This window comes from Candidatus Methylomirabilota bacterium (genome assembly GCA_035764725.1).
Classification (GTDB): domain Bacteria; phylum Methylomirabilota; class Methylomirabilia; order Rokubacteriales; family CSP1-6; genus DASRWT01.
This window is the reverse complement of sequence record DASTYT010000118.1, coordinates 1-24,978: the sequence shown is the minus strand read 5'-3', so window position 1 is coordinate 24,978 and position 24,978 is coordinate 1. Positions and strand designations below refer to the sequence as shown.

The 24,978-nt window shown below is 71.2% G+C and carries 31 protein-coding genes; 21 read left to right on the top strand and 10 right to left on the bottom strand.

The features are described 5' to 3' along the window. Positions 1 to 5 precede the first annotated feature (5 nt). On the bottom strand, positions 6 to 1,634 hold the full coding sequence (locus VFX14_19295) for a thiamine pyrophosphate-dependent enzyme (protein HEU5191840.1): 1,629 nt from the start codon (positions 1,632 to 1,634) through the stop codon (positions 6 to 8). Between the two features lie 76 nt (positions 1,635 to 1,710). Further along, positions 1,711 to 2,913: a CaiB/BaiF CoA-transferase family protein gene (locus VFX14_19290; protein ID HEU5191839.1), complete on the bottom strand. Its 1,203-nt coding sequence runs from the start codon at positions 2,911 to 2,913 to the stop codon at positions 1,711 to 1,713. Positions 2,914 to 3,012: 99 nt separating this feature from the next. Between VFX14_19290 and VFX14_19285 the strand changes: the two genes are divergently transcribed. Beyond that, on the top strand, positions 3,013 to 4,149 hold the full coding sequence (locus VFX14_19285) for a serine hydrolase domain-containing protein (GenBank protein ID HEU5191838.1): 1,137 nt from the start codon (positions 3,013 to 3,015) through the stop codon (positions 4,147 to 4,149). Here the strand turns inward: VFX14_19285 and VFX14_19280 are convergent. Continuing rightward, positions 4,139 to 4,642, bottom strand: a complete 504-nt coding sequence (locus tag VFX14_19280) for an ABC transporter substrate-binding protein (protein ID HEU5191837.1) — start codon at positions 4,640 to 4,642, stop codon at positions 4,139 to 4,141. The genes VFX14_19285 and VFX14_19280 overlap by 11 nt on opposite strands. 268 nt (positions 4,643 to 4,910) lie before the next feature. On the opposite strand from VFX14_19280, the gene VFX14_19275 reads away from it, so the two are divergent. The 8 genes from VFX14_19275 to VFX14_19240 all read left to right on the top strand — a co-directional run bounded on the left by VFX14_19275 (position 4,911) and on the right by VFX14_19240 (position 10,748). After that, on the top strand, positions 4,911 to 5,258 hold the full coding sequence (locus VFX14_19275; protein ID HEU5191836.1) for a hypothetical protein: 348 nt from the start codon (positions 4,911 to 4,913) through the stop codon (positions 5,256 to 5,258). Then, positions 5,255 to 6,394, top strand: coding sequence for an NAD(P)/FAD-dependent oxidoreductase (locus VFX14_19270; GenBank protein HEU5191835.1), 1,140 nt, complete (start codon positions 5,255 to 5,257; stop codon positions 6,392 to 6,394). The genes VFX14_19275 and VFX14_19270 overlap by 4 nt, the downstream gene beginning before the upstream one ends. Beyond that, positions 6,391 to 7,290 carry a cyclopropane-fatty-acyl-phospholipid synthase family protein gene (locus tag VFX14_19265; GenBank protein HEU5191834.1) on the top strand — a complete coding sequence of 300 codons (900 nt, stop codon included), beginning with the start codon at positions 6,391 to 6,393 and terminating at the stop codon, positions 7,288 to 7,290. The genes VFX14_19270 and VFX14_19265 overlap by 4 nt, the downstream gene beginning before the upstream one ends. A 131-nt stretch (positions 7,291 to 7,421) precedes the next feature. Continuing rightward, positions 7,422 to 7,673 (top strand): hypothetical protein, encoded by a 252-nt coding sequence (locus VFX14_19260; protein HEU5191833.1) that lies wholly within the window; start codon positions 7,422 to 7,424, stop codon positions 7,671 to 7,673. Positions 7,674 to 7,840: 167 nt separating this feature from the next. Then, the gene (locus VFX14_19255) at positions 7,841 to 7,981 is read left to right on the top strand and encodes a hypothetical protein (GenBank protein HEU5191832.1); all 141 of its coding nucleotides are present in this window, start codon (positions 7,841 to 7,843) and stop codon (positions 7,979 to 7,981) included. A gap of 120 nt (positions 7,982 to 8,101) precedes the next feature. Next, positions 8,102 to 8,896 (top strand): enoyl-CoA hydratase-related protein, encoded by a 795-nt coding sequence (locus tag VFX14_19250; GenBank protein ID HEU5191831.1) that lies wholly within the window; start codon positions 8,102 to 8,104, stop codon positions 8,894 to 8,896. A 48-nt stretch (positions 8,897 to 8,944) separates the two neighbouring features. Next, positions 8,945 to 9,721, top strand: coding sequence for an SDR family oxidoreductase (locus tag VFX14_19245; GenBank protein HEU5191830.1), 777 nt, complete (start codon positions 8,945 to 8,947; stop codon positions 9,719 to 9,721). A gap of 10 nt (positions 9,722 to 9,731) precedes the next feature. Then, positions 9,732 to 10,748, top strand: coding sequence for an NADP-dependent oxidoreductase (locus tag VFX14_19240; protein HEU5191829.1), 1,017 nt, complete (start codon positions 9,732 to 9,734; stop codon positions 10,746 to 10,748). A 5-nt stretch (positions 10,749 to 10,753) separates the two neighbouring features. Here the strand turns inward: VFX14_19240 and VFX14_19235 are convergent, their stop codons facing one another. From VFX14_19235 to VFX14_19225, 3 genes are all read right to left on the bottom strand, one after another. After that, positions 10,754 to 11,845: a sorbosone dehydrogenase family protein gene (locus VFX14_19235; protein ID HEU5191828.1), complete on the bottom strand. Its 1,092-nt coding sequence runs from the start codon at positions 11,843 to 11,845 to the stop codon at positions 10,754 to 10,756. 32 nt (positions 11,846 to 11,877) lie between these two features. Further along, positions 11,878 to 12,267 carry a response regulator gene (locus VFX14_19230; protein HEU5191827.1) on the bottom strand — a complete coding sequence of 130 codons (390 nt, stop codon included), beginning with the start codon at positions 12,265 to 12,267 and terminating at the stop codon, positions 11,878 to 11,880. A gap of 129 nt (positions 12,268 to 12,396) precedes the next feature. Beyond that, positions 12,397 to 13,668 carry a DEAD/DEAH box helicase gene (locus VFX14_19225; protein HEU5191826.1) on the bottom strand — a complete coding sequence of 424 codons (1,272 nt, stop codon included), beginning with the start codon at positions 13,666 to 13,668 and terminating at the stop codon, positions 12,397 to 12,399. Between the two features lie 222 nt (positions 13,669 to 13,890). On the opposite strand from VFX14_19225, the gene VFX14_19220 reads away from it, so the two are divergent. From VFX14_19220 to VFX14_19200, 5 genes are read left to right on the top strand one after another with little or no spacing between them, the layout of a single operon-like run. Continuing rightward, a complete protein-coding gene (locus VFX14_19220; GenBank protein HEU5191825.1) occupies positions 13,891 to 14,844 on the top strand; it encodes an ABC transporter substrate-binding protein in 954 nt (317 codons plus the stop codon). After that, positions 14,841 to 15,194, top strand: a complete 354-nt coding sequence (locus tag VFX14_19215) for a nuclear transport factor 2 family protein (protein HEU5191824.1) — start codon at positions 14,841 to 14,843, stop codon at positions 15,192 to 15,194. The genes VFX14_19220 and VFX14_19215 overlap by 4 nt, the downstream gene beginning before the upstream one ends. Further along, positions 15,191 to 15,658 carry a GNAT family N-acetyltransferase gene (locus tag VFX14_19210; protein HEU5191823.1) on the top strand — a complete coding sequence of 156 codons (468 nt, stop codon included), beginning with the start codon at positions 15,191 to 15,193 and terminating at the stop codon, positions 15,656 to 15,658. Before VFX14_19215 ends, VFX14_19210 begins: the two co-directional genes overlap by 4 nt. A gap of 26 nt (positions 15,659 to 15,684) precedes the next feature. Continuing rightward, the gene (locus tag VFX14_19205; protein ID HEU5191822.1) at positions 15,685 to 15,936 is read left to right on the top strand and encodes a DUF1272 domain-containing protein; all 252 of its coding nucleotides are present in this window, start codon (positions 15,685 to 15,687) and stop codon (positions 15,934 to 15,936) included. A 13-nt stretch (positions 15,937 to 15,949) separates the two neighbouring features. After that, complete coding sequence (locus VFX14_19200; protein HEU5191821.1) at positions 15,950 to 16,279, top strand: hypothetical protein; 330 nt, start codon at positions 15,950 to 15,952, stop codon at positions 16,277 to 16,279. Here the strand turns inward: VFX14_19200 and VFX14_19195 are convergent. Continuing rightward, complete coding sequence (locus VFX14_19195; protein HEU5191820.1) at positions 16,276 to 17,049, bottom strand: crotonase/enoyl-CoA hydratase family protein; 774 nt, start codon at positions 17,047 to 17,049, stop codon at positions 16,276 to 16,278. The two genes, VFX14_19200 and VFX14_19195, sit on opposite strands and share 4 nt — an antisense overlap. 34 nt (positions 17,050 to 17,083) lie before the next feature. On the opposite strand from VFX14_19195, the gene VFX14_19190 reads away from it, so the two are divergent. Next, positions 17,084 to 19,033, top strand: coding sequence for an AMP-binding protein (locus VFX14_19190; GenBank protein ID HEU5191819.1), 1,950 nt, complete (start codon positions 17,084 to 17,086; stop codon positions 19,031 to 19,033). Here the strand turns inward: VFX14_19190 and VFX14_19185 are convergent. After that, the gene (locus VFX14_19185; GenBank protein HEU5191818.1) at positions 19,030 to 19,584 is read right to left on the bottom strand and encodes a carboxypeptidase regulatory-like domain-containing protein; all 555 of its coding nucleotides are present in this window, start codon (positions 19,582 to 19,584) and stop codon (positions 19,030 to 19,032) included. The two genes, VFX14_19190 and VFX14_19185, sit on opposite strands and share 4 nt — an antisense overlap. Positions 19,585 to 19,715: 131 nt before the next feature. Continuing rightward, positions 19,716 to 21,167, bottom strand: a complete 1,452-nt coding sequence (locus tag VFX14_19180; GenBank protein HEU5191817.1) for an amidohydrolase family protein — start codon at positions 21,165 to 21,167, stop codon at positions 19,716 to 19,718. Here VFX14_19180 and VFX14_19175 point away from each other — a divergent pair. The 6 genes from VFX14_19175 to VFX14_19150 all read left to right on the top strand — a co-directional run bounded on the left by VFX14_19175 (position 21,142) and on the right by VFX14_19150 (position 24,459). Next, a complete protein-coding gene (locus tag VFX14_19175; protein HEU5191816.1) occupies positions 21,142 to 21,885 on the top strand; it encodes an MBL fold metallo-hydrolase in 744 nt (247 codons plus the stop codon). The genes VFX14_19180 and VFX14_19175 overlap by 26 nt on opposite strands. 43 nt (positions 21,886 to 21,928) lie before the next feature. Beyond that, positions 21,929 to 22,216, top strand: a complete 288-nt coding sequence (locus tag VFX14_19170; GenBank protein ID HEU5191815.1) for a hypothetical protein — start codon at positions 21,929 to 21,931, stop codon at positions 22,214 to 22,216. A 73-nt stretch (positions 22,217 to 22,289) separates the two neighbouring features. After that, positions 22,290 to 22,553, top strand: coding sequence for a DUF1344 domain-containing protein (locus VFX14_19165; GenBank protein ID HEU5191814.1), 264 nt, complete (start codon positions 22,290 to 22,292; stop codon positions 22,551 to 22,553). 244 nt (positions 22,554 to 22,797) lie between these two features. After that, complete coding sequence (locus VFX14_19160) at positions 22,798 to 23,304, top strand: DinB family protein (GenBank protein ID HEU5191813.1); 507 nt, start codon at positions 22,798 to 22,800, stop codon at positions 23,302 to 23,304. Between the two features lie 52 nt (positions 23,305 to 23,356). Continuing rightward, positions 23,357 to 23,665: an ArsC family (seleno)protein gene (locus VFX14_19155; protein HEU5191812.1), complete on the top strand. Its 309-nt coding sequence runs from the start codon at positions 23,357 to 23,359 to the stop codon at positions 23,663 to 23,665. Between the two features lie 47 nt (positions 23,666 to 23,712). Continuing rightward, on the top strand, positions 23,713 to 24,459 hold the full coding sequence (locus tag VFX14_19150; GenBank protein HEU5191811.1) for a methyltransferase domain-containing protein: 747 nt from the start codon (positions 23,713 to 23,715) through the stop codon (positions 24,457 to 24,459). Positions 24,460 to 24,467: 8 nt separating this feature from the next. On the opposite strand, the gene VFX14_19145 is transcribed toward VFX14_19150, so the two are convergent. After that, the coding region (locus VFX14_19145; GenBank protein ID HEU5191810.1) for a DinB family protein at positions 24,468 to 24,978 on the bottom strand (511 nt) is incomplete at its 5' end.

Sequence of the window (24,978 nt, the reverse complement as noted above, 5' to 3'; positions counted from 1 at the left end):
CGCGGTCAGCGCTTGTACTTGGTCGGCGCCTTCCGCGGCGGGAAGAAGATGGGCGTGGGCATGCGGCCCACCGGCACCTCGATCAGCACGGGCCGGTCGAGCTGGATGGCGTCGCGCACGAGCGCGCCCACCTGGGCCGGCTCCTTGGCCCGCATGCCGTGGACGCCGAAGGCGTCCGCGAGCTTCATGAAGTCGGGGTTGTGCAGCGCGGCGCCGTACGCGCCGCCCCATGTCTCGTCGAGATCGCGGGCCACGTTGCCGTAGGCGTTGTCGTTGAAGACCACGGCGATCACGTTGATCTTCTGCTGCACGGCGGTGGCGAGCTCCTGCACGTTGTACATGAAGCCGCCGTCGCCGATCACCGCGATGACCGGCCGGGTGGGGCAGGCCACCTTGGCGCCGAGCGCCACCGGGTACTCGTAGCCGAGATTGCCGGAGTAGGAGGAGGTGAGATACGTCCGCGCCTCGTAGGTGGGGAAGAACGGGCGCGAGTAGTAGCCGATCTGCGTCATGCCCGCCACGAGGATCGCATTCTCCGGCATGCCGGCGCGCAGGCTCTTCACGATGCTGCCCTGCGGCTCCTGGGCGAGCGCGGCGGTCTCCGCGCGCAGAGCCTCGTACTCGGCCTTGCGTGACGACCGCGGGGGCGCGGCCGCGCGCACCGCCTCGACCATGGCCTCGAGCGTCCCGCGAGCGTCGCCCACCAGACCGAACGACTTCCGGTGGTTGCGGCCGATCTCGTCGGGATCGATGTCGATGTGGATGACCTGCTGGTCGGCCTTGGGGACCGCGAGGGCGAAGCGTGTACCCACGGCGAGGATCACGTCGGCCTGCAGCAGGTGATTGCGCACCGGCGACTGCGGCCACACGGTGGCGCCGAGCGACAGCTCCGAGTGGTCGCTGATGGCCCCCTTGCCCTCGGCGCTCGTGATCACGCCGGCCTGCAGATACTCGGCGAGAGTGGTGAGCGCCTCGCTCGCCCCGCCGAGCATGACGCCGCCGCCCGCGTAGATCACGGGCCGCTGCGCGCCGACGAGGAGATCCACCGCCCGCCGGATGTCCGCGGCGGGCGCGGCGGGGCGCGCGGGATGCACGGGGTCGAGCATCACCGCCTCGCCCTCCTCCTCCATGGTCTCCGGCGGCATCTCGAGCTCGACGGGCCGCGGCCGGCCGGTAGTGAGCTGATGCATGGCCGCGCGCACCGCCGCCGGGATGTCGGACACCTCGAGCACGCGCCGGCGCCACTTGGTCACGGGGCGGATGCAGTCGAGCTGATCGTTCACCTCGTGGAGCACGCCGATGTCCTTGCCGATCTGGCTCCTCGGCACCTGGCCCGAGAGCATGAACACCGGAGAGGACGCGGAGTACGCGGTGCTGAGCCCGGCGGCCGCGTTCAGGAGGCCGGGGCCGGGGACGACCAGCGCGGTGCCGACGCCGCCGCCCGCGCGCGCGTAGCCGTCCGCCATGTACGAGGTCGCCTGCTCGTGGCGCGTCTGGATGAAGCGGATGGCCGGCTGCTCGCGCAGCGCGGCCATCACGCCGTAGAGTTGCACGCCGGGAAGCCCGAAGACCACGCGTACGCCTTCGCGGTGGAGCTGCTGAACCAGTGCTTCGCCGCCGGTCATCCGTGCCATCGATCGATCTCCCGCAGCCAGAGGTGAAGGTGAGGACAGTCCGGAAGAGCCTAACATGACGCGGGCGCGCTGCGCCTCACGGCGTGGCGATCGCGCCCGCGTCGCGCAGCGCGGCCACGCGCGCCGGCGCGTAGCCGAGCCAGCCCTCGAGGATGGCGCGCGTGTGCTCGCCGATGCGATACGGCGCGGGGCCGGCGGGCCGGGTGGGCTGGCCGTCCACGTGGAAGGGCGTGGCGGTGACGCGCACGCGGCCGCGCGCCGGGTGCGGCACCTCGGGAAAGAAGCCGCGCGCGGCGAGATGCGGGTGGCCCACCACCTCACGCGGGGCAAGCACGGGCGCGCAGGGGATGCGCGCGGCGGTGAGAGCCTCGAGGGCGGCGTCGGCGGAGGCGAAGCGCCCGAGCCACTCCGCGATCACCGTGCGGAGCGCCTCCAGATTCTCGCGCCGGGCCAGCGGCGTCGCGAAGCGCGGATCCTGCGCCAGCTCGGGACGGCCGAGCATCCCGACCAGGCGCGGCCAGAGCATGGGCGCGCCTCCGGTCTGGAAGGCGATGTGGCGCCCGCCGATCTCGAACACCCACATGCCCGGGCGCGGCGCCCCCATCTCCTCGCCTCCGTTCAGCACCGCCCCGTAGGTGATGTCGTCGCACGCCACGAGGGCCTCCAGCATCGAGACGTCGAGCCGCGCGCCCTCGCCGGTGCGCATGCGGCGGAGCAGCGCGGCGAGGATGGCGCCGAAGGCGTGCGTGCCCGCGAGCACGTCGGCGGCCTGGATGTTGGCGGCGTGGGGCGGCCGGTCGCCGCGCTCGAGGTACATCATCCCCGACGCGGCGTTGACGATGTGGGCGAAGGCGGCGCGGTCGCGCCACGGCCCCGTCTGGCCGAAGCCCGAGATCGAGCAGTAGACGAGGTCGGGCTTGACCGCCTGCAGCGCCGCCGCGTCGCAACCGAGCTTGGCGGCCACGCCGGGCACGAAGTTCTCGATGGCCACGTCGGCGCGCCGCGCGAGATCGTGCACGACCTCGCGCGCGGCGGGATGCGCGAGGTCCAGCGCCACGCTCTCCTTCCCCACGTTCACCCGCGTGTAGTAGGTGCTCTGGTCGTCACGCCCCGCTTCGAGCTGCAGATGCGCCCGCCGCATCTCATCGCCCTCGCCCGGCCGCTCGATCTTGATGACGCGCGCGCCCAGATCCGCGAGGAGGCGCGTGCAGTACGGCCCGGCGAGCACGCGCGTGAAGTCGAGGACGACGAGGCCGTCGAGGAGAGGGGAGGCGGGCACGCGCCGCAGTATAGCGGAAGGCTGCGGGCGTTGACAGGTCGGCGAGGGCGCGCCTACACTCGCCGCGTCGCTCCTTCACCCCAATCCGGAGAGGTGACCATGGCCTTCCTCGTCGCGTCCGCCGCGCCCGCGTCGCTCGGTTTCGATCCGCAGGCCCTCGAGCGTCTCACCGAGATCATCAACGGCCATCTCACCGAAGGCCGGTATCCGGGGGCGCAGATCGCGGTGGCCCGCCACGGCAAGCTCGCGCTGGTCAAGTCCTTCGGCGAGGCGCGCCTCGACCCGCGCACGCCGGCGCGCGACGACACGCTGTGGCTCCTCTACTCCAATACCAAGGTCATCACCGCGTGCGCGGTGTGGCTGCTCGCGGAGCGCGGCGCGCTCCGCTTCACCGATCCGGTGGCCATGCACGTGCCGGGCTTCGAGGCCAACGGTAAGGGCGGCATCACGATCCTTCAGCTCCTCACGCATCAGGGCGGATTCCCCGACGCCGACGTGCCCAAGGCGGCGTGGGAAGACCACGACCTGCTGGCCCGGACCGTCTGCGGCTTCACGCTCGACTGGACGCCGGGCTCGCGCGTGCACTATCACGGCCGCGCCGCCCACTGGGTGGCCGCCGTGCTCATCGAGCGGCTCACCAAGACCGACTATCGCGCGTTCATCCGCGATCACGTGGTCGAGCCGCTGGGGCTCGCGGGTGAGCTCTTCGTGGGGCTCCCCGACGCGCAGCACGCACGCTCGGTGGACATGCACGAGCCTGCCGAGGACGGGCGGCGGCAGGTGCGGCGGCCCGACGAGGCCTCCGCGGAGTTCCGCCGCGCGGGCACGCCGGGCGGCGGCGGCTATGCCACCGCGCGGGCCATGGCCGCCTTCTACCAGATGATGGTCCAGGGCGGCATGCTGAACGGGGCCCGTTTTCTCTCCACTCGAATGGTCGAGTACGTGACGCGGAACTTCACGGGCGAGCGCCTGGACCACTACATGGGCATGCCGATGCACCGGGGGCTCGGGCCCCACGTGCGCGGCACCACCGAGACCATTCGCGGGCTGGGCTCGCTCGCCCACCCTCGGACGTTCGGCCACGGCGGCGTGGGCTCGTCCTACTGCTGGGGCGACCCCGCCTCCGGCGTGTCGTTCGCGTATCTCACGAACAGCCGCGTGCCCGATCCCTGGCACAGCCAGCGCCTGGACGTCGTCAGCAACGCCGTCCACGCGGCCATCGCCGTCACGAGCTGAGGCGGGCCTCGCCGGGGCCGGCGAGGGCGCGCTCGATGTCCGCCCGGTGCTGGGCCACGAAGCTCATCCCGTCGACGACGAAGTCGTTCAGGAGCCACCGGCCGCGGACGCGATGCACGCGGAGCTCGAGCGCCGCGGACGCGCCGCCCTCCCGCGCGAGCTCCGCCTTCACGGTCACGAGCGGGCCGCTCGCGCTCTGCGTGGTGTAGCGGATGCGGCTCGCCGGGCCGACGGTGTCCCGGAGCGTGTCGACCAGGAGTGCCGCGAGGGCGTCGGTGAATTCGGCCCGCTCGGGGGGCGACTGGGTGGGCCAGTGGCGGCCGAGACAGCGCCGCGCGATCACCGGCACGTCGAAGACCGTCTCCACCTCCGCGAGAGGCTCGGGAGACTCCAGCAGGTCGCGAATGGTGCGGCGCATGGCCTCCTTGGGCAGCTCGTCCAGGTATGGCCGGCTCGTCTCAAGCGCTGGCCGTGTCGCGAGGGCCAAGGGCATGGCGTCCTCCCGTGGGTGAGAGGTGAGGCGGGCGCGGCCGTCCGGGCTCGCGCGGCGCCTATAGGTAGCAACCCCGGTGCCATCGGGCGGCGGCCGGGGCTAGTCCAGCGGCCTCGTCGATTCAGGCACTTGCGACATGTCCTTAAGCCGGACCTCCAGGCCCGGTGTCGGCGGGGCACCAGCCGTTCCTCGGGGGACGCGCCGCAGGCGGTGAGGCCTGGTTGACAATGCGGGGCCCGGCCGTATACAAAGCCGCAAAGAGCTCCCAATGCCCGCACTGCTCCGGCTGCGCCCGAGTGCACCCGTCGCTGCGTCGATCCTGAAGGAGGTATTCGCCTCCCTCCGGACCCCGCTCGCCTTCCGTCTCTGGGACGGCACCGAGGTGCGGCTCGGCCGGGGAGAGCCGGCCTGCACGGTCGTTGTGCATCGGGCCGAGACCTTCGCGGAGCTGATGCGGGATCCCTCGCCCGGCCACTTCGCCGAGGCGTACGCGACGAGCGCCATCGACATCGAGGGCGATCTCTTCGCCGCGATGCGGGTGGCCGACGAGGTGGAGGCGATCAAGGTCACGCTCGGCCAGCGCCTCCGCATTCTCCGCTCCCTCTGGAGCGCGTGAGCGTGCCCGCCGCCGACGTCATCGTGGTGGGCGGCGGGCCCGGCGGCAGCACCGCGGCGTGGCGGCTGGCGCGCGCGGGCTTCCGCCCGCTGGTCCTCGACGCGGCCGTCTTTCCCCGGGTGAAGATCTGCGCGGGCTGGGTCACGCCCACCGCGCTCGCCGACCTCGAGATCGATCCCGAGAAATACCCACTGACCATCCAGGGCTTCGCCGCGTGCGCGCTCGAATTCGACGGCACCCGCCACGACACGCGCTGGCGGCGCCCCGCCTCGTACGGGATCATCCGCCGCGAGTTCGACCACTTCCTGCTGGAGCGGGCGGCCGCCGTGGGGGCCGACGTGCGCTGGGGCATGCGCGTGACGAAGGTCACCGCCGGCCCCGCGGGCGCGCGCGTGGAGACGGAGCGCGGCGCCTTCGAGGCGCCGCTCGTGATCGGCGCGGGCGGCCACCGCTGCCCGGTGGCGCGCGATCTCGGCGAGGTGTCGGAGCGCGAGGAGGTCGTGGTGGCGCAGGAGTCGGAGACGCGGCTGTCCCCCGAGTGGCGCGCGCGGCTCGAGCGGTTCATGGATGCGCCCGACATCTACGTGGAGGCCGATCTCCGCGGGTATGGCTGGTTCTTTCCCAAGGGCGACTTCATCAACGTGGGCATCGGGATCACCGGCGGCGCCGATGGGAGCCTCCCGCGCCGGCGTGAAGCCCTCGTCGCCGCCCTCCGCGCGGCGGGCCGGCTGCCCGCGGATCTCCCGCTCGAGCCCTTCAAGGGCCACGCCTACGTGGTGCGGCGCCAGGCGCCGCGGCGCCTGGCCGGACCGGGGTTCTGCTTGATCGGGGACGCGGCGGGGCTCGCGCGCGACCTCTCCGGCGAGGGTATCGGGCCCGCCATCCGCAGCGGCATCCTCGCCGCCGGCGTCGCCGAGGGCATGCTGCGGGGCCGCGCGTCGCTGGACGGCTATGCCCGACAGATCGTCGCGCTCTATGGCGCGGGCGAGCCTACCTGGATCGGGCGGCAGCTGAGCCGCCTGCCCGGGGCGCTCGCGCGCACGGCAGTGCGCGTCGTCCTGGGCTCCGCGCGGGCCCGGCGGCGCGTCGTCTTCGACACCATCTTCGGGATGAAAGAACAGGGGGCGGGCGCATGAAGCGGCGGCGGAGCAAGGCGCATGACGCGCAGTCGATCTCGTACCACTACGACATGTCGAACGAGTTCTATGCGCTGTTCCTCGATCCGTTGATGGTCTACACGTGCGCGTACTACCGCGACCCCGACGGCAAGCTCGAGGACGCGCAGGCGGACAAGCTGGACCTCGTGTGCCGCAAGCTGCGCCTGCAGCCTGGGGAGACCATGCTCGACATCGGATGCGGGTGGGGCAGCCTCGCCATCTGGGCCGCCCAGCACTACGGCGTCCGCTCGCACGGGGTGACGCTCTCGCGCGCGCAGGCGGACTTCGCCGCCGAGCGCATCAGGCGCGAGGGCCTCACCGACCGCTGCCTGGTCGAGCATCGCGATTTCCGCGACCTTCCTGCCGGCGCCCGCTACGACAAGATCGCCGCCGTCGGCGTGATCGAGCACGTGGGCATCCCGAACTACCCCGCCTTCTTCGGCCGCGTGCGCGAGATGCTCAACGACAACGGCCTGTACCTCAATCACGGCATCACGCACGAGTTCCACTGGAAGCCGAGCAGCCAGACCGATTTCCTCTACAAGTACGTCTTCCCCAACGGCGATCTCGCCGGGCTCACCGAGACCATGACGGAACAGGAGCGAGCGGGCTGGGAGATCCTCGACGTCGAGGGGCTGCGCCTGCACTACGCGCGCACGTGCCGGCAGTGGGTCGAGCGCCTCGACGCACGCGCGGACGAGGCGCGGGCCATCGTGGGTGAGAAGGTCTACCGGATCTGGCGCCTCTACCTGACCTGCTCATCGGTGGCCTTCCAGGAAGGCCACATTGGCCTCTATCAGGTGCTCATGCGTAAGCAGTGGGACCGGTCCTTCGACCGTCCCACGACGCGCGAGGATCTGTATAGCCACGTCTGATCCGCGCCTCGCCCTCGTCGGAAAAGCTTACGCTTTCCGGGCCGGCGTGCGAGGCTCGGGTGGATCTTGCCGGAAACCCTGGCCTGTGGGCAGGGGCAGGGAACTTGCTTTATCCAACGGGGATGGACGACATGGCCCGCTACCTCTTCATCGTGTCGAAAAGGCGGCCCGAGCTGCGCGAATACCTGATCGGCCACTTCTCGGCGGAGGAGGAAGTCCAGGTGATGATCGACCGGCGCCGCGGCGAGCGGCGCCGCGAGCACATCGACCCGGGCATGGAGCGTCGCCAGGGGCACCGCCGGTGGCGGCCCGAGAACGACGAGGCGCTCGAGTCCATCGGCGCGTTCATGGTCCCGCTGGACGAGCACGAGCCCGTCGCCTGAGCGGGCATCCGGTTTCTCTTACCGGGCATAGTCTCCCCGCATCCCGGGCGTTCGCGCCCGATCCCAGGCCGAGCTGCTAGCCAAGTGGCGGATTTTGCGACTTCCCCCTCGGTGGTACGTCAGTGGTACGTCAAATGCTGTCCACTTCTGCCAGGAGGGTTCGCTCCATGAAGACCCTGGTGGGAATGGCGCTGGTGGCGGTGCCGATGGTGATGGTGGCGTCCGGCGACCTCTCGGCCGCGACGGTTGCGCTGGCGGGTGTCGTGGCCGGCGGCTGCTGGATGGTCAGCGGCTGGTTCGCAGAGTAGAACAACTCTCCTCGTCCCCACCCTTCGCCGTCCCCCCTTGCGCGGGCCGGTCTCCTCTTGCGCGGGCCGCCCCGGGCGGCGATGATCGCGGCACTTACCCCCCGTCCCGGAGGAGCCGCGATGACCCAGGATCTGCTCGAGGCCGTCAAGGACCGCATCGCCCTGCTCACCCTCAACCGCCCCGACCGGCTGAACGCCATGTCCCGCGACATGCTCGATGCGCTGCTCGAGGCGATGCCGCGCCTGGCCGCCGATCCCGACGTGGGCGTGGTGGTGGTGACGGGCGCGGGCCGCGGCTTCTGCGCGGGCGGCGACGTCAAGGCCATGGCCGAGGGCCGCGAGGGTGACGACGCCAGCCTGGAGGACAAGGCCCAGAACCTGCGCGCGCGGATGGAGGTGTCGCGCTGGCTCCACGAGATGCCCAAGCCCACGATCGCCATGGTGCGCGGCGCCGCCGCGGGGGCCGGGCTCTCCCTGGCCCTGGCCTGCGACATGCGCATCGCCTCCGACACCTCGAAGTACGGCACCGCTTTCGCCCGCGTGGGCTACTCGGGCGACTTCGGCGGCAGCTACTTCCTCACCCAGCTCGTCGGCACCGCGAAGGCGCGCGAGCTCTATCTCACCGCCGACCTGGTGGATGCGCAGCAGGCCCTCGCCCTGGGCATGGTCAATCGCGTGGTGCCCGACGCCATGCTCGAGACCGAGACCATGGCGCTCGCCACCCGCCTTGCCAAGGGGCCGTCGGTGGCCTATCGCTACATGAAGCGCAATCTCAACGCCGCGGAGAGCGGCGGGCTCAAGGACGTGCTCGACCTGGAAGCCTGGGGCCACACGCGCAGCGGCATGACCGAGGACTGGCGCGAGGCCACGCGGGCCTTCGTCGAGAAGCGCGAGCCGGTGTTCAAGGGCCGCTGAGGAAGGACCACGATAGCAGCGACGCGTAAACCCACCAAGGGAGGCGACATGGCGCTCGATCTGGGACTCGGCGGCAAGATCGCGATCATCAGCGGGGGCAGCGAGGGGCTGGGGCGCGCGGCGGCGGAGCGCCTGGCGCGCGAAGGCGCGAAGGTGACCATCTGCGCGCGGCGCAAGGACGTGCTGGAGGCGGCGGCGGACGGCATCCGCAAGGCGACGGGGGGCGACCTCCTGGCCATTCCCGCCGACGCCACCAAGGCCGCGGACATCGAGAACGTGGTGCGGGCCACCCAGGACAGGTGGGGCGGGGTCGACATCCTGCTCAACAACGCCGGCACCTCGGCGGCGGCCGCCTTCGAGAAGGTCGAGGACGACATCTGGCACGAGGACTTCGAGCTGAAGGTGATGGGCGCGATCCGCTTCTGCCGGCAGGTCATCCCGATCATGAAGCGGCGGGGCGGCGGGCGCATCGTCAACGTGACCACGGTGGGCGGGAAGACCCCCGCCCCGCGTTCCCTGCCCACCAGCGTGTCGCGGGCGGCGGGCATCAACCTCACCAAGTCCCTCGCCCACGAGTACGCGGCCGACAAGATCCTCGTGAACACGATCTGCATCGGCCTCGTGCGCAGCGCGCAGATCGACCGGCGCGCCAAGGACGGCGATCTCGAGAGCCACTACACGGAGCTGGCCAAGCGCATCCCGGTGGGGCGCGTGGCGCACGCCGCGGAGTTCGGCGACCTCGTCGCCTTCCTCGTCTCGGACCGCGCGTCCTACATCACGGGCACCGCCATCAACTTCGACGGCGGCATGTCCGCGGTGGTGTAGGGAGGGGGCGGTGCCGACCGCAAGCCGCCAGATCCTGCTCGCCGCCCGGCCCTCGGGGGCGCCCCAGCCGAGCGACTTCAAGCTCGTCGAGGTCTCGGTGGCCGATCCGGGTCCGGGCGAAGTGCTGGTGAAGAACCTCTACATGTCGGTCGATCCCTACATGCGAGGCCGCATGAACGACCGCCGCTCGTACGCCAAGCCCTGGGAGGTCGGCCAGCCCGCCGATGGGCGCGCGGTGGGGCAGGTGGTGAAGTCGAATCATCCCAAGCTGAAGCTGGGCGACCTCGTGTCGAGCATGCTGGGCTGGCGCGAGTACTTCGTGTCGGATGGCGAGGGGCTCAGCGTGCTCGACCGCTCGCTGCCGCTGCCGGCCTACCTGGGCGTGCTCGGCGTGCCCGGCTTCACCGGCTGGTACGGCTTGAAGGAGATCGGCAAGCCCAAGGCCGGCGAGACCCTCGTGGTCTCGGGCGCGGCGGGCGCCACCGGCTCGCTCGTGGTGCAGATGGGCAAGATCCTCGGCCTCCGCGTGGTGGGCACGGCGGGCAACGACGAGAAGTGCGCGTGGCTCACCAAGGAGCTCGGGGCCGACGCCGCCATCAACTACCGGAAGGCGCCCGATCTCTTCGAGGCGCTGCGCGCCGCCTGCCCGCAGGGCGTGGACGTCTACTTCGAGAACGTGGGCGGCGCGATGCTCGACGCCGTGCTGCGGCTGGTGAATCCGTTCGCGCGCATCCCCCTCTGCGGGATGATCTCGCAGTACAACCTGGAGACGCCGGAGCCCGGCCCGCGCTCCATGATGAACATGGTGGGCAACCGCGTCCTCATGCAGGGCTTCATCATTTCCGACCACTTCGACAAGTATCCGGCCTTCCTCGCCGAGGTGGGCGGCTGGCTGCGCGCCGGCCGAATCAAGCACGAGGTCACGGTGGTGGAGGGGATCGACAACGCCGTGAAGGCCTTCATGGGCCTCTTCACCGGCGACAACCTCGGCAAGATGGTGGTCCGCCTCGCCCCCGAACCCAAGTAACGGCGCTAGGGCCGGTACGTCACCCGGTACACCGCGCCCGCGTGATCGTCGGAGATGTAGAGGGCGCCGTCCCGGCCCACGAGCACGTCCACCGGCCGCCCGTCGACCTGACGGTTCCCGGCGAGCCAGCCCGTGGCGAAGTCCGTCACCGGCCCCGACGGCTGCCCGTTCGCGAACGGGATGCGCACGACCTTGTAGCCCGTCGGCACCGACCGGTTCCACGAGCCGTGATACGCGACGAAGAGGCTCCCGCGATACTCGGTGGGGAACTGCTGTCCCGTGTAGAAGGCCATGCCGAGGGGCGCGGAATGAGCCTGCACCTCCACGGTGGGCAGCGTGACCTTCTGGCAGCGGTCACCCGCGCGCTCGTCCAGCACGACCTTCTTACCCGACACGTAGCACTCGGGCCAGCCGTAGAAGCCGCCCTCCTTCACCTCGGTGACGTACTCCGGCGGCAGATCGTCGCCCTTCCAATCGCGCTCGTTCACGGTGGCCCAGAGCGTGCTCGTGCCGGGGAGGAGCGCGATCCCCACCGCGTTGCGGAGCCCGGTGGCAAAGAGCCGCTCGCCGGATCCGTCGGCCTCGTAGCGCACGATGGCGGCGCGCCGCGCGTCTGATTCCTTACAGATGTTGCACGACGAGCCGACGGACACGAAGAGCCGGCCGTCCGGGGCGAAGGCGATCGTGCGCGTCCAGTGGCCGCCGCCCGAGGGAATGCTCGGGACGATCGGCCGGGGATCGCTCGCCTTCAGCGTCGCCGGGTCGTAGCGGAGGCGGAGCACGCGGCCCGTCTCGGCGACGTAGAGGGCGCCGTCCTTGAAGGCCAGCCCGTGCGGCCGGTTCAGGCCCTCGACCACCGTCACCACGCGATCGGCGCGGCCGTCACGATTGGCGTCGGGCAGAGCGACCACGCGGCTCTGACGCGGCTGGGACAGGAGCACGGTGCCATTCGGGTCCAGCGTCATGAAGCGCGCGCCGGGGACGTCGCGCGCGAAGGCCTCGAGGTGGAAGCCGGCCGGCAGGGCGATCGGGGTGTCCTGGGCCACGGCGGGCGCGCCGAGGAGCATCAGCACGATGCCGACGCGGGCCCAGCACATGCCCGCATCGTACTACGCGCGCCCAAGCGCCGTTAGCGCTCGAGCAGATCGCTGACGAGCTTCTGCAGATCCTGGATGCGGAACGGCTTGTAGAGGATGGGCGCGCCCGTCTTCTCGAGGAAGTGCTCCATCCCCACAGACTGTGCGCTGCCCGTCACGAAGGCGATGCGACGCGCCAGCTCGGGCCGCCGCCGCTCGAGCTCGCGGTAAAGACCGGGCCCGTCCAGCTCCGGCATGCGCAGATCGCTCAGGATCAAGTCATAGGCGCCGCGCTCGATGTGGGCCAGGGCGGCCAGACCGTTGACGGCGATGTCCACCGTGTACCCATCTGCCGAGAGTATGTCGGTCATCAGCGCGGCGAGGGGCGCCTCGTCATCCACCACCAAAATGCGTTTTCCGGACGGTGCCTCGGAGCCAGACATGGTCGCTACCCTCCTGCATCCAGGAAACTGCAATGCCGGGGCCACGGCTCACATGCCGACTTTTCAAGCAGTTACCTGATTTGTCCCTCCAAGCAAAGGGTCGGACCTACAAGGCCCGGGGGGACCGGCCTACCGCCCGCGGTGACCCGCCAGGGTCGGCTGGCTGGCGTCCCGGCGGAAGGCGTTGCCCCGGGCACGCGCCCGCTCGTCGGCCCGCCGGGCCCGGATGGCGGCCACGCGCGTCGCCAGGGGCACTTCGAGCTTTTCGGCTGGCCGGCCTGCGTAGTCGAAGCCGGCCAGGGTGAGCCGTGGGAGGGACGCCCCGAGGGCTCGCTCGATGGCCCGGAGGCCGCCCATCTCGTCGGGGGCCACGAAGGTCACGGCCTCACCGACGGCGCCCGCCCGCGCGGTCCGGCCGGCGCGGTGGATGTAGTCCTCGGCGACGTGGGGCACGTCGAAGTTCACCACGTGCGACAGCTCGTCGATGTCGATGCCGCGCGCGGCGATGTCGGTGGCGACCAGCACCCGCGCCTTGCCGCGCTTGAACGCGTCCAGCGCCACCGTGCGCTGGCCCTGGCTTCGGTTGCCGTGGATGCGCTCGGTCGCGATGCCGGCCCGTGCGAGCTGCTCGGCGAGGCGGTTGCACCGATGCTTGGTCCGCGTGAACGCGAGGACGCTCCGCATGTCGTCGCGCCGCAGCAGCGCCTGGAGCAAAGCGCTCTTGAGCTCTTGCGCCACCGGGTATACCGCGTGCGTGATGCCGGTCGCCGGCGCGGCCTTGCGCTCCTGGTTGATGGGGAGGGGGTTGCGGAGGAACTCCCGCGCGAGCGCGGCGATCGGCGCGGGCATGGTCGCCGAGAACAGCAGCGTCTGGCGCTGCCGCGGCAGACGCCCGAGGATGCGGCGGATGTCGGGGAGAAAGCCCATGTCGAGCATGCGGTCCGCCTCGTCGAGCACGAGGACCTCGAGCCCCTCCAGGCGCGCGTAGGGGTATTGCATGTGGTCGAGCAGCCGGCCCGGGGTGGCGACGATGACGTCGACCCCGCGACGGAGCGCGGCCTCTTGAGGGCCCATGCCGACGCCGCCGAACACCGCGGCGCCTCGCACCGGCGTGAAGCGAGCGAGGTCGCGCAGATCGGCCTCGATCTGGGCCGCCAGCTCGCGCGTGGGCGCGATGACGAGGGCGCGCGTGACTCCGCGCGGCTTCGCCATGAGCCGCTCGACGATGGGCAAAACGAACGCAGCGGTCTTGCCGCTGCCGGTCATGGCGCAGGCGAGGACGTCGCGGCCTTCGCGCACGGGCGGAATCGCGTCGCGCTGGATGGGCGTGGGCGCGATGAAGCCGAGCGCCTCGACGGCGCGCAGCAGGGTGGGGTGGAGATTCAGGGCAGTAAAGGACATGAGCAATCGACCTCGATCGAGCGGGCTTCTCGCCGGGCAAGGAACCGCGCTGCTTGTCTGTCCGGCGTGAACGGAAGAACGGGGGGATTTGCCGGGGGAAACCGCCGTTCGGACTCACTGAGTCGCTTCGAGAACGCGGTCAGTATCGCACGGTCGTGGCCATCTGCCTAGCGATTCGGTATCTTTGCTGCCATGTCCTGGCGGCGATGGGGAGCAGCGCTGTTGGCGGGAGTCGTGCTCGCGGGGGCGGCGGCACTCGTGGCCGCGCAGACGCCGGCCCGGGTATACCGCGTGGGCTTCCTCACCGCGGGCTCGCTCCCCTCCCGCGAGGAGGCCTTCCGTCAGGAGATGCGCCGACTCGGCTACACCGAAGGGCGCAACCTGACCATAGAGTACCGGAGCGCGGACGGTCAGTTCGATCGCCTTCCCACTTTGGCGGCGGAGCTGGTCGGGCTCCACGTCGATGTGATTGCCTCCTCGGTGACCCAAGCAACGCTGGCCGCGATGAAGGCGACCGAGACCATTCCCATCGTGATGATCGCGGTGAGCGATCCGGTGGCTTCCGGGCTGGTCGCAAGCTTTGCCCGGCCGGGCGCGAACGTCACCGGTACGTCCACTGCCTCCGCCGAGACCATCGGCAAGCAGCTCGATCTCCTGCGCGAGCTTCGGCCCAAGGCCTCCCGGCTGGGGGTGCTGTGGAATCCCGCCAACACCGTGTACCAGAAGCAGGCGATCGCCGAGGTCCGCGCGGCGGCGAAGAAGCTCAAGATCGGGCTCCAGATCGTCGAGGCGCGCAGCCCAGACGCGTTCGATCGAGCCTTCGGGACGGTTGCCGGGCAGCACGTGGACGCGCTCCTCATCCTGGGAGATCCGGTCTTCGGGGCCAACGTGGCCCAGCTTGCAGAGCTGGGCGTCAAGCACCGCCTGCTGACGCTCAGCGGGCCGCGGGAATACGCCGAGCATGGTCTGCTCATGACCTATGGCCCGAGCTTCGGCGAGGCGCATCGCCTGGCTGCCGTCTATGTGGACCGCATCCTCAAGGGCGCCCGGCCCGCGGACCTGCCCGTGGAGCAGGTCAGGAAGTTCGAGCTGGTGCTCAATGCCCGGACCGCGCGCGCCCTCGGGGTGAGTCTCCCGCAGTCCCTCGTCGCGCGCGCCGACGAGGTCGTGCAGTGAAGACCGAGGCGGTGCTCCGCGCCGCCTACGCCGCCTTCAACGCGCGCGACGTCGCGGGCGCGCTCGCGCTCATGACCCCCGACGTGATCTGGCCCAACGGCATGGAGGGCGGCACCCTACGGGGCCACGCGGCGGTGCGCGACTACTGGACCCGCCAGTGGACCCTGATCGATCCCTCGGTGGAGCCCTCCCGCTTCACACCCACCGCCGACGGCCGCGTGGACGTGGAGGTGCGCCAGGTCGTGCGCGATCTCCAGGGCGCCGTCCTCAAGGACACGGTGGTCCACCATGTGTACGCCCTGGACGGAGATCGGATCGCCTCGATGGAGATCCGCGAGGGCGGCCGATGATCCGCGAGTACGATGCGCTGCGCGACCGGAAGCCCCTGCGGACCTGCGTGGTGGAGCTCCAGGACTTCGAGCGCGGGCTCGAGCCGACGCTGCCGAAGGGCGAGGAGATGGCCGACCGATACCTGGCCCACATGCTCCGTCGCTGCGACGAGTCGCTGGGCCGCGTGTTCGTGGCCGAGGAGGACGGCACCGTGGTCGGCTTCGTCGGCGTGCTGGGCCGCGTGGTCCCCGAGCCGGACGAGAGCCAGGCCTACGCCTACGTATCGGATCTGGTGGTGTTGCCCGCGTACCGGCGGCACGGTCTCGGCCGGGCCTTGCTGGAGCGCGCGGCGGCCTTTGCGCGCGGCAAGGGCGCGAAGACGCTCCGGGTGGGTGTCCTCGCCCGCAACGAGGGCGCGGCCCGCCTCTACCGAAGTCTCGGGTTCGGCGACTACACCATCCAGCTCAACAAGCCGCTGCGCTGAGCCCCGGCCCCGCAAGGAGGAGCCTCATGCTCGAGCTTCGACCGAACTGTGAATGCTGCGATCGCGATCTGCCGCCGGGCACGCCCGACGCCGTGATCTGCTCGTTCGAGTGCACGTTCTGCCGGGCCTGCGCCGATGGTGTGCTCGGCGGCCTCTGTCCCAACTGCGGCGGCGAGCTCGTGGCGCGTCCCCGCCGCCCCGCCGAGAAGCTCGGCAAGTATCCCGCGTCCACGAAGCGCATTCGCAAGCCCGAAGGCTGCGCGCCCCACTATGCCTGAGAGGAACGACGCCATGGACTCCACCACCGAACGCCCGCTCCATTCCCATCCGCCCATGCCGACCGGACGCCCGGCCGGACCGCTCCGCGCGGTGCGGCAGCTCCGCGTCCGCCACCAGGCCATCGGCTCCAGTGCGAGCGGCGCCGAGATGTCGGGCGCGCTCGCCACCGGCGCGGTCGCCTTCGGCGCGCTGGCGCTGGGGGCCCTCGCCCTGGGCGCGCTCGCCATCGGCCGCCTGTGGGTGCGCCACGCGCGCATACACGACCTCGAGATCCGAGATCTCAAGGTGACCCGGCTGCTCGTGGCGGAGCTGCGCGTCGAGAAGGGCGACCCGCGCGGCTAGCGCGACGGCGCGGGCGCCCCGTGCCGTCCCTCACCGCCGGCGAAGCGGAGGGCGCCGGCGCGGCTCTCGCCGGAATCGCGGGTGACCCGGCCGAGCTCGTACTCGCGCGCGAGGGCGGCCGGGAGATCGAGGCTCATGCTCTCGTGCGCGGAGCGGCGGTCGCTGCGCAGGCACAGTGGCGGCAGGTCGGCGAGCGCGCGCGCGAGCGCCTCGGCTTCCTCGCGCGCCTTCCCGGCCGGGACCACGCGGTTGGCGAGGCCAATGGCGAGCGCCTCCCGGGCGTCCACGGGCCGGCCGGTGAGGATCAGATCCAGCGCGCGGCTGAGCCCGATGAGCCGCGGGAGGCGCACGGTGCCCCCGTCGAGCAGCGGCACGCCCCAGCGCCGGCAGAACACACCGAATGTCGCCGTCTCCTCGACGACGCGAAGATCGCACCAGAGCGCCAGCTCGATCCCGCCCGCCACCGCGTAGCCGGACACCGCGGCGATCACCGGCTTGTCCAGCAGCATGCGCGTGGGGCCCATGGGCCCGTCCCCGTCGGGCTCGACGCGGAGCCCGGTGCCGCTGCCGAAGGCCTTGAGGTCGGCGCCCGCGCAGAACGTCCCACCGGCGCCCCAGAGCACCGCGACCCGCTGCTCCGGGTCGGCGTCGAATGCGCGGAACGCGTCGGCAAGCGCGCGCGCGCTCGGACCGTCGACGGCGTTACGCGCCTCCGGTCGGTCCATGATCACGGTGGTCACCGGGCCCTGCGTCTCGATCCGGATCGCCATGGCGGGTCTCCTCCCCGGGGGAGCTTACAGTAAAATGAGCGGCATGAGCCTCGACGAGATCGTGTGGCGCCCCGACCCCGCCGCTGCCGCCCGCACGCGCATCGGCCGCTTCATGGCCGCGCACCGCCTCGACTCCCTCGCCGCGCTCCACGCGCGCTCGATCGCCGATCCCGAGTGGTACTGGGACGCGGTGGTGCGCGATCTGGGCTGGACGTTCAGCCGCCCCTACACGCGTGTGCTCGATGTCTCGCGCGGCATCGCCTGGCCGCAGTGGTTCCCGGGCGGCGAGACCAATCTCACCGCGAACTGTGTCGACCGGAATGTCGCGGCAGGCCGCGGCTCGGAGCTCGCGGTGATCTGGGAGTCGGAGCAGGCCGAGGTGCGGACGCTGACCTACGCCGCGCTGGCCGCCGAGGTGAACGGCCTGGCGAACGCCCTGCGCCGCCTCGGGGTCGGGCGGGGGGACACCGTCGGCGTGTTCCTCCCCATGAGCCCGGAGGCGGTGATCGCGATCCTCGCGGTGACCCGCATCGGCGCCGTGTACACGCCGTGCTTCTCCGGCTACGGCGCGCAGGCGGTGGCGGCACGCCTCCAGGGCTGTGACGCCAAGGTGCTGATCACCGCCGACGGCTTCTACCGCCGGGGCGGCATCGTGGCGATGAAGCAGACGGCGGACGAGGCTGCCGCATCCTCGCCCACTGTGCGACATGTCGTCGTCCAGCGTCGGCTCAATGGCGATATTCCCTTCACCGCCGGCCGCGATCATTGGTGGCACGAGCTGGTGGCGCGCGAGTCGGCGGAGTGCCCCGCGCTCGCGGTGCCCGCCGATCATCCCGCGCTCATCATCTACACCTCGGGCACGACGGGGAAGCCGAAGGGCACCGTGCTCACGCACGGCGGCTTCGGGATCAAGAACGCGCACGACTTCGCCTACTGCATGGACATCGGCGTGGGCGACCGCGTGTTCTGGGTCACCGATCTCGGCTGGCTCATGGGCCCCATGCTGATCACGGGCTCGCTGCTGCTGGGCGCCACCGCGGTGCTCTTCGAGGGGACGCCGGACTACCCTCAGCCCGATCGCCTCTGGGCCCTGATCGCGCGCCAGCGGGTCACGCATCTGGGCATCTCGCCCACCGCGGTGCGGGCGCTCATGCCCCACGGCGACGAGTGGGTGAAGAAGCACGATCGCTCATCGCTGCGCGTGTCCATCTCCACGGGGGAGCCGTGGAATCCCGCGCCCTACCGCTGGCTCTTCGACGCCATCGGGGCGGGCCGCGTGCCCATCATCAACTACACGGGCGGCACCGAGATCTCCGGCGGCATCCTCTCGTGCTTCCCCAACGCGCCCATCAAGCCGTGCTCCTTCGCCGGTCCCATTCCCGGCATGGCCGCCGATGTGTTCGGGGACGACGGCACGCCGGTGCGGGAGCAGGTGGGCGAGCTCGTCATCACGCGGCCGTGGCCCGGCATGACCAAGGGCTTCTGGCAGGATCCCGCGCGCTACGAGGAGACGTACTGGTCACGCTGGCCCAACGTGTGGACGCACGGCGACTGGGCCTACGTGGACGCCGACGGCTTCTGGTTCGTGCACGGGCGCTCCGACGACACGCTCAAGATCGCCGGGAAGCGGGTGGGTCCCGCCGAGGTCGAGTCGGTGCTGGTCGGCCATCCCGCCGTCGCGGAGGCCGCGGCCATCGGCATCCCGCACGAGATCAAGGGCGAGACGGTGGTGTGCTTCGCCGTGCTGCGCCCCGGCCAGGTCCCGTCCGAGCCGCTCCGCGCGGAGCTCACGGAGCGTGTGGTGCACCACATGGGCAAGGCCATCAAGCCCGAGCGCCTGCTGTTCGCGCGCGAGTTGCCCAAGACGCGGAGTGCGAAGATCATGCGCCGGGTGATCCGCGCGACCTACCTCGGCAAGGAGCCGGGCGATCTCTCGTCGCTGGACAATCCCGGCGGTGTGAAGGCGATCGGCGAGGCGGTCTAGCGGAAGATCTTCTTCACCGCGTTCACGCCCTCGTCCACTGCCTTGCCGAAGTCGCCGCCCGATGAGGAGGCGGGGGGCGAGCTCTTGGTCGCGGTGGCGCCGCTGGACGGGGCGGAGCCCGCTGGAGCGGTCGCCGTGGGCGTTGGCGGCTTCGCCGTCCTGGGGGTGAGGCGCACGCGCAGGTCCGAGGTGTTGCCCCCGATCACGTGGATCTGCCGCACCTCGGTCGAGTAGCCCGCGTGACTGGCCCGGAGGCGATAGTTCCCTTCCTTGATCGTCTGGCGCGCCCGTCCATTGGCGTCGGGGGCGAGCGTGGTGACGAGCGCGTCCTTCACCGTGAGCACTTCCAGCGTGGCGTCGGGGATGGGCTTCTCGGTCCGCGCGTCGAGCGCCATCACGGCCACGTCGCCGCTCGTGGGCGGCACCGGCGCGGTCGCCCAAAGATAGGAGTAGACGAAGCCGCCGATGGAAAGCACGCCCGCGAGCAGGCCCACCGCGGCCTGCGCGTGCGGCAGGTAGGGGTGCCGGATCCAGCCGAGGAGACCGCCCACGGCCGCGGGGGTCGCGGGGCTCGGGGCGGGGGGTGGCGACGGCGCGTCGGTCGGGGGAACTTCGTCAGCCAAGGCCCCTCAAGAGTAGCAGGAGCCGGCGAAATCCGACAAGACGCCGTGCGCGAAAATGCTCAGACGATGGGCCAGCGCGAGGCCGGGAAGGTGATGCCCGTCCGCGCCTGCAGCCGCTCGCCGATCTCCTGGACGGTGCCGTAGAGCCTCCGCTCGTCGACGAAGGTCTGACGGTAGGCGTCGATCACCACGCGCCCGTCGATCACCACCGTGTGCACGCTGCGCCCATCGGCGTTGTAGACGAGGTTGTTGACCGGGTTCCAGATCGCCTGCCACTCCGGCCGCTGCGTGTCGAACAGGACGAGATCGGCCCGCCGCCCCGGCGCGATCACCCCCGTCTCGTCGCCCAGCCCCATCGCCGCCGCGCCCAGCCGCGTCCCCAGCTCGAGCGCGGTCTCCGCCGGGATCTGCGACATGTCCTGGCGAGCGTCCTTGTACTGGATAGCCGCCATGTTCATGGCGCGGATCATGTCGAGGTGGTTCGAGTTGTTGGGCGAGTCGCAGCCGAGCGCCACGCGGACCCCCCGCCCGACCAGCTCGGGCATGCGCCCGTGGGTGCCCACGCCCCGCGCCCCCTTGGCCGCGGTCACCGGGCACATGGTGACCGCGGTGCCGGTCCGCGCGATGCAGTCGATCTCGCTGTCGTCGATCCCCAGGGCATGGGCGAGCAGGGTGCGCGGCCCCAGCACGCCGAGCCCCTCCAGGTACTCCGTCGGGCTCTTCGCGCCGCGCGCCTGGTAGTCACGGCGAGCCTGGTCCCCGCTGCCGTGATGCAGGGTGAGGCCGGTGCCCCGCTCCTCGGTCGCGCGGTGCACGGCCTGCAAGAGCTCGGCGCTGCACGTCTCCGGCGAGAACGGCATGGCCCAGGCGCGCACGCGGCCATCGAGCCGCCCGTTCCACTTGTCGAGGAACGCGGTGGTGCGCGCCGCCGCCTCCGCCGTCGGGTACTTCGGAAGCGGGAAGGGCGCGTCGCGATCGGTGACGCACTCCCCCAGGATCACACGGATGCCCGCAGCCTCGTAGGCCTGGAGGCACGCGTCCGGGAACTTGGTCGAGCCGGGATCGAGCAGGCACACGGTGCCACTTCGCACCAGCTCGAGAAGGCCCAGGAGCGTCGCGTGATACTCCTCCTCCTCCGTCATGGCCATCTGGAGCGCGAACACGTGCTTGAGCGGGCTCCCCACGTCATCGGGGAAGATCCCGCGGACCGGGTGGGCGTAGCTGATGTGCATGTGTCCGTTGAAGAACCCGGGCGTCACGACGAGATCGCGGGCGTCGATGATGCGGTCGGCCCGCGTATCCGCCAGCTCGGCGGCGCGGCCCACGCGGGTGATGCGCCCCCGCTCGACCAGGACCGAACCGTCGCGGATGATCCGGCGCTGGTCGTCGACGGTGATGACGTAGCGGGCGTGCTCGATCTTGATCGACGTGGGCGGCATGCGGCGAGGATGACACGGCGTGCCGGGCGAGGCAAGATAGGCCGCCATGGCGACGGTCACGCTCCGCTTCATCGGCTCCGGTGATTCGTTCGGCAGCGGGGGCCGCCTCCAGACCTGCCTGCATCTGTCCGGGGCGGGCGAGGGGAGTCTGCTCCTCGACTGCGGCACCACCTCGCTCGTGGGCCTCAAGCGCCTGGCGCTCGACCCATCCGAGGTCGGCTGGGTGCTGCTGACGCACCTGCACGTGGATCACTTCGGCGGTGTGCCCTTTCTCGTTCTCGACGGGCAGTTCAGCCGGCGCGCGCGGCCGCTGGTAGTGGCGGGGCCGGCCGGCGTGGGCGCGCGCATGCACGCGGCGATGGAGCTCTTCTTCCCCGGCTCCGCCGCCATCGCGCGGCGCTTCGAGACGTCCTACGTCGAGCTCCGTGACCGCGAGCCGGTCACGATCGGGCCCGCGCGGGTGACACCCTATCTGGTAGACCACCCGAGCGGAGCGCCGCCCCACGCCCTGCGGGTGGAGTACGGCGGGCGCACGGTGGTCTACTCCGGCGACACGCAGTGGACGGACGCCCTGCTCGAGGCGGCGCGCGGCGCCGATCTCTTCGTCTGCGAGGCCTACACGTTCGAGCGCCGGCTCCGCTTCCATCTCGACCTCGCGACCCTGCGCGATCACGCGGATCGGCTGGACGCCCGGCGCATCATCCTGACCCACATGGGCCCGGAGATGCTCGCCCGCCAAGGGGACGCCCCCTGGGAGTGCGCCAGCGACGGCCTGGAGGTCTTCATCTAGGGTCTTGCCTCGCCCCGCGGAGGGGAGTATGGTGAGGTTCGCCATGAAGCGGCGTGTGCTCCTGGGATTGCTGCTCGTCGCGGCGCTCCTCTCGCTGCGCTCGGCCGTCTTCGCCTGCGGCATCGAGGAGACCTGGATCCCCGGTATCTACGATGGCGGGGACACTGACGATGCCCTGGCGCTCGCGGGCTTCAAGGCCCTCGAGGCCGCGGCCTCGCCCGAGTTCCCGGCTCCCGACGTCGTCATCAGCCGGGTCATCGTGGTGACTCCCGCGGACCCCGGCAGCTTCAGCGTCGTCGCCCTCCCCGGTCGCTCCCCGCCCCTCCTCTAGTCGCTCCTCGCCGTACCGCCGCGGCGTCGTTTCCCGCGGCCCGTCGCTCACCGAAAACTCGAGGAGAGGGGACATGTTTTCTTTGAGGTCGTCGATCGCTCTGGCCGCCCTGGCCGTGCTCGCGTTCGGGCCCGCGGCGCAGGCCGCCGAGCTCGCGGGCGTCGTCAAGCAGCTCGATACCGCCGCCAGCACACTCACGCTTGAGGACGGGACCGAGCTGCGCGTTCCCAGCCAGGACCTGATGGACAAGCTCCACGAGGGCGACAAGGTCCTCGTCACGTTCGAGGAGAAGGACGGCGAAAAGGTTGTCAGCTCCGTCGAGGTCACCGGCCAATAGCCGGCCTTCGGCGGCGGGTCGCGTCGGTCGGGGCGGCGGGTTGATCCGGGCCGTCGTTCCGGCCGGCGCGGTCTCCAAGCTCGCGCAGGCGTAGCAAGGAGTCGTAGCAGCAAGGAAGTCGGAGCGGGCGAGTGTGGGCTCGTTCGTTTCGATCACGCGTCGGCGGCGCCGTGACCCGGCGTCGCCGGCGTGGACCCTTTTCCGCTATACTGATCGTCATCCCCTGGTTCGAGGAGGCGCGGTGATGGCGACGGCGACGGTGATGGGGCTCAAGGCGAAGTCGGACGCGGCGTTCGCGAACATCAGCAAGCAGCTCCAGGGCATGGAGCCTTACCTCGACAAGTCCGACGCCCCCGGTGAGTGGACCGTCCGCCAGGTGCTCTGCCACATGCTCTTCGAGCCGGGCTGGGACGTGGTGACCGTCCTCAAGAGCTTCTCCACCACGAACTTGCCGCTGATCGAGATCAAGGGCGGCGAGGCCGACATCAGCGGGCCGCGCGCCACCGCGACGGGCAAGCAGCTCCTGGACCTGCTCGACGCGCAGCGCAAGGCCGTGTTCACCTACCTCGAGACGCTCTCCGAGTCCGATCTCCAGCGCAAGGCGCGCATCCCCCTCTTCAAGCAGCTCATGGGCAACGAGCAGGTCCCCATGCCCGTCTACGTGGGCGCCCTCTTCGAGTACCACTGGAACGATCACGCCGGGCAGCTCGCCAAGATTCGCAAGGCGGTGGGCCTGCCCGACGCGAAGTAACGGAGCCGCGCGCGTGGCCCGCGTGGACTGGAGCTATCACCGCAACGGCTGAATGACCTGCCGCAAGACGCAAGGGTTCCTTGCGAAGGCCGGGATCGACACCGCCGAGCAGGTCGACGCCAAGAAGGTGCGGATGGGCCCCGAGCAGGCGCTCGCCCTCGTGAAGGACGTGGACCAGCTCTACGTGGCCAAGGGCGCCAAGGTCGTCCACCTCGACCTCAAGCGCGAGAAGCCCGATCGCGCCACGCTGCTCGGGCTCTTGCTCGGGCCCTCCGCGAATCTGCGCGCACCCACCCTCCGCAAGGGCCGCACGCTCCTCGTCGGCTTCGACGAGCCTACTTACAAGGCCTTGCTCCGCTGAGCAGCGCGCCGCCGCCCGCGAATCCCGGCGAGGTCTACGAGCGGGACATGGTGCCCGCGATGTTCGCCCACTGGGCGGCCGACCTCGTGGCGCGCGCGGCGCCCGCAGCGGGCGCGCGCGTGCTCGACGTGGCGTGCGGCACCGGCGTGGTCACGCGCTTATTGCCCGCGCGCCTGGGCCCCGGCGGCCGCGTGCTGGGCCTCGATCTCAATCCGAACATGCTGGCGGTCGCGCGCGCCGTCACCAAAGGGCTTCCCATCGAGTGGATCGAGGGGAACGCCCAGGCCATGCCTCTACCGGACGACGCGTTCGACCTCGTCCTCTGCCAGCAGGGGCTGCAGCTCTTTCCCGACAAACCGGCGGCGCTGCGCGAGATGCATCGCGTGCTCGCGCCAGGCGGCCGGCTCCTCCTCGCGGTGTGGAAGTCCACCGCGCACTGTCCGGGCTTCGCCGCGCTCGAGCGCGCGCTCGCCAAGTATGTGGGCGCTGCCGCGGCGAAGCTGCCGCCGTTTTCCTTTGGGGACCGCGCGGCGCTCCGTGGCGTGATGGCGGGCGCCGGCTTCCGCGACCTCGAGATCCGCGCCGACGTGAAGATGACGCGCTTCGCCTCGCCGGAGGCGTTCTACCGGATCATCACCGGGGGCGCGCCGCAGATGCTGGGGCTGCTCGCCCAGCTCACGGACACGCAGCGGCGCGAGCTGGTGACCGAGATTACCGAGACCCTCGCGGCGCACGTGGACGACGCGGGGCTGGCGTTCCCGCAGCCCGCCCACATCGCCAGCGCGCGGAAGTAACGCCGCGCCTATCCGCCGTAGGGGATGGGCCCGGCATAGCCCACGTCGAGCGGCCCCCAGCGCTTCGCCCAGAGCCGGGCGAGTGTGCCCGCGAGCTGCTGGAGATGCAGGCGGTCGTGCGCGACCCAGCTCGCCAGGAGATCGAGGCCGGAGAGCCGTCCCCCATTGGGGCGCTCGGCGGTGCCGGCGAGCCGTTCGGGTGGGGCCGCGGCGAGGAGATCGAGCGTGGCCCGGCGGTGAGTGACGAAGGCCGCCAAGGCCTCCGCGGGATCGGCCTCCCGATAGTGGCGGGTCACGGCATTCTGCTCGGGATCGTTGGGGGCGAAGCGCGCGCCGCCGGCGAGGATCACGCGCAGGCGCGCGCCGAAGTCGTCCACTTCCTCGTCACGGAGGTGGCAGACGATCTCAACGGGGGACCACTCCGCCGGGCTGGGACGCGCGTGCCAGGCGGCGCCCTCCAGGCCCGCGAGCAGCATCGGCAGAAGCTCCACGAAGCGCGCGAGCTCCTCTCGGGTCTCG